The sequence below is a fragment of the Streptomyces sp. LS1784 genome, assembly GCF_020103755.1.
Taxonomy (GTDB): domain Bacteria; phylum Actinomycetota; class Actinomycetes; order Streptomycetales; family Streptomycetaceae; genus Kitasatospora.
Window position 1 is genome coordinate 1 of sequence record NZ_JAHSQD010000790.1, and the last position, 2919, is coordinate 2919.

2 protein-coding genes and 1 pseudogene are annotated in these 2919 nt (G+C 76.1%); all 3 read right to left on the minus strand.

The features are described from left to right. Positions 1-198 precede the first annotated feature (198 nt). Positions 199-1101 (minus strand): class I SAM-dependent methyltransferase, encoded by a 903-nt coding sequence (locus KS423_RS42425; RefSeq protein ID WP_224285042.1) that lies wholly within the window; start codon positions 1099-1101, stop codon positions 199-201. Positions 1102-1139: 38 nt separating this feature from the next. Beyond that, on the minus strand, positions 1140-2180 hold the full coding sequence (locus tag KS423_RS42430) for an NAD(P)/FAD-dependent oxidoreductase (RefSeq protein WP_224285043.1): 1041 nt from the start codon (positions 2178-2180) through the stop codon (positions 1140-1142). Between the two features lie 111 nt (positions 2181-2291). Continuing rightward, positions 2292-2919 (minus strand): annotated as a pseudogene (locus KS423_RS42435) (hypothetical protein); the annotation flags it as partial.

Here is a 2919-nt window from a genome sequence, read left to right on the forward strand (position 1 = left end):
CGGGGCGGTCCGCGCCACGGCCGCGCTGTTCCGCCGCGCCCGTGCCGTCGTCCAGCCCGCGGCCGGCCACTACCCGTGGCTGGACGACCCGGCCGCCTTCACCCGTGCGGTGGCCGGCTTCCTCGCGCCCTGACCCGGCCCCGCCGGGGCGGTCCCACGGCCGTTGTCCTTCCCCCGTACGCCGACGGAGCCGCCAGGTCAGTCCCGGCGGGCCGTGTGGACGGTCATCGCGGAGAGGTAGAAGGCGTCCGGGCGGTGCAGGATGCCGGTGGGGGCGTCCTCGGCGAGCAGGGCTTCCAGCGTGGCCCGGTCCTCGGCGTCGAGCTGGTCGGCGAGCTGGTCGCGCAGGCGGGTCAGCCGGGTGTGCAGGTAGCCGCGGATGGGGCCGGCGAGCGGGGCGGGGTGGTCGACCAGGAAGGTGCGGGTGCCGGTCGGGGTCAGCCCGGCCCGCGTGAGCATGGCCGGCCAGTCCTCGATCTCCGCTGTGCTGTCGGGCAGTTCGGCCCGCATGGTGCTGAAGCCGTCCTCGTGGGCGGCGTCCATCCGGGCCTGGAAGCCGGGCCGGCCGAGGCCGAAGTCGCGTGGCAGGTAGCGCGCCGGAAGGCCGCGTTCGGCGACGGCGAGCAGGCCTCCGGGCCGCAGCACCCCGGCGAGCGAGGTGAGCGCGGCCTGCTGGTCGCCCAGGTGGTGGATGGCGTTGCCGGACCAGATCAGGTCGGCCTCGCCGAGCTTGTCGAACTCCGCGGGCAGGTCGGCCTGTCGGGTGTCGAGTCGGCCGCCGGAGCGGCTCCGGGCGCGCTCCAGCAGGGCGGCCGACTGGTCGACGGCCACCACCTCGGCCGCGGGGAAGACCTCCGCCAGCAGTCCGGCGATCACCCCGGGCCCGCTGCCGACGTCGAGGACCCGCCGTACCGCGCCCTCCCCGTGCAGGCCGAGCAGCCACCGCCCGGCCTCGGTGACGGCGCCGGCCCTCAGGTCGGCCTCCACCTCCAGGTGCGCGGCGAGCGCGTCCCAGTCGAAGTCGGCGGCGGGGACATGCCCGTGGGAGTGGCCGTGCTCGTGGGAGTGGCCGTGGGAGTGGCCGTGCTGGTGCGCTGACATCCGGATTCTCCGATCGTGGGTTGACGAAAGCTTCCCGCTCAGGCGGGCAGGGCGGCGCCGGACGCGCGGTACCGCTCGACCGCCCGGTCGACCTCCTCCGCCGTGAGGTCGTGGTCGAGCGCGAAGGCGGCCGCCGCGCCCGCCCCGGCGGCGGTGACCACCTGGGCGCGCGGGTCGGCGACGTTGCCGACCGCCCAGACGCCGGGGAGGCTGGTGCGGCCGGTCCGGTCGGTGGTGACCCAGCCGTTGTCGTCCCGGTCGCAGTCGAGGCCGAAGAGCAGCGCGTCCCGGGGCACCGGCTGCGGGAAGACGAACACCGCCTCGCGCGGCACCACCTGCCCGGTGGCGAGTTCGACCCCGCGCAGGCGCCCGTCGTCGGACACCAGGCGGACGATCCGGCCCTCGACCACCCGGACGTCCCGGGCGGCGAGCCGTTCCCGCTCGGCGTCGGTCAGCACCAGGGTGTGCGCGAGCAGCACCACGTCCGCCGACCACTGCCGCAGCAGCAGCGCCTGGTTGACCGCCCCCGGGCCGGTGCCGAGCACCCCGAGCGGCCGGTCGCGGACCTCCCAGGCGTGGCAGTACGGGCAGTGCAGCACGTCGTGGCCCCACCGCTCGGCCAGGCCGGGCAGCTCCGGCAGTCCGTCCCGCAGCCCGGTGGCGATGACCACCCTGCGTGCGTGCAGCACCGGCCCGCCGGCCAGGTGGACCACGAAGCCGGGCGCCGCAGGCCCGGCCTCCCCCACGAGTCCGACGGATTCGCCGGACTCGATGCGCTCGACGTGCTCGACGTGCTCGACGTGCTCGACCCGGGCGTCGATCAGGTCCACCCCGTAGCGGGCGACCTCCTCCCGTCCGACCGCCAGCAGCGCCGCCGGGGGCATGCCGTCCCGGCTCAGGTAGCCGTGCATGTGGGCGGCGGGCGCGTTGCGCGGCTCCCCGGCGTCCACCACCGCGACCCGGCGCCGGGCCCGGCCCAGCACCAGCGCGGCGTTCAGTCCCGCCGCTCCGGCGCCGACCACCACCACGTCGTAGCGCTCGCTCTTCCTGGTCCCGGTCGTCCCGGTCATCTCGCCCATGGCGCTCACCTCCACCGCCAGGCTGCGACCCGCTCCACCACATCGGCAAGCTTTGTTGCCATCTCAGCAAACCTCGACCTCGGCAGACCTCGGCCTCCGCAGACCTCGACCTCAGCGGGCCCCGGCGGCTCGCACCCCCGTCCGCCGCCAGTACGACCGGGCGGCCACCACCAGCGCGACCCCGTACCCGGCGAACCCGCACATGCCGACCCAGGCGATCTCCAGTGCGCTCTGCTCGCCGGCGAGCTCGCCCAGCCTGATCCGCGTCACCCCGGCGGTGCACAGCGTCAGGTAGCCCATCCCGAACAGCCCGTACGGCGCCAGCGTGGCCGCCCCCAGCAGGGCCGGGGTGAGCGGCAGCCAGCGCGGCACCCGACGGCCGCTCAGCGGCAGGGTCCAACGCGGGAAGACCTGCCCCCACGGACGGACCAGCCCCCAGAGCAGGAACACCCCGAGCAGCGCCAGCAGCACGGTGGCGTCGAGCCCCCAGCGCTCCAGGGCGAGCCAGAGCCCGGAGGAGCCGTTGTGCACGTAGCTCGCGTACATCTGGTCGCCACCGATCCCGGCGAAGCTGCCGCCGAGCGCCCAGACCAGCTTCATCAGCACGTACGGCACGATCGCCAGAGTCCCCGCCCAGGCGGCGAGTTGGACGACCGGCGGGGCCGCCGTGGGCGCCGGCGCGGCTCGATCGGCCCGGCGGTCCGGCCCACCGCGGGCGCCCGGCCGCAGGCCCAGGGCG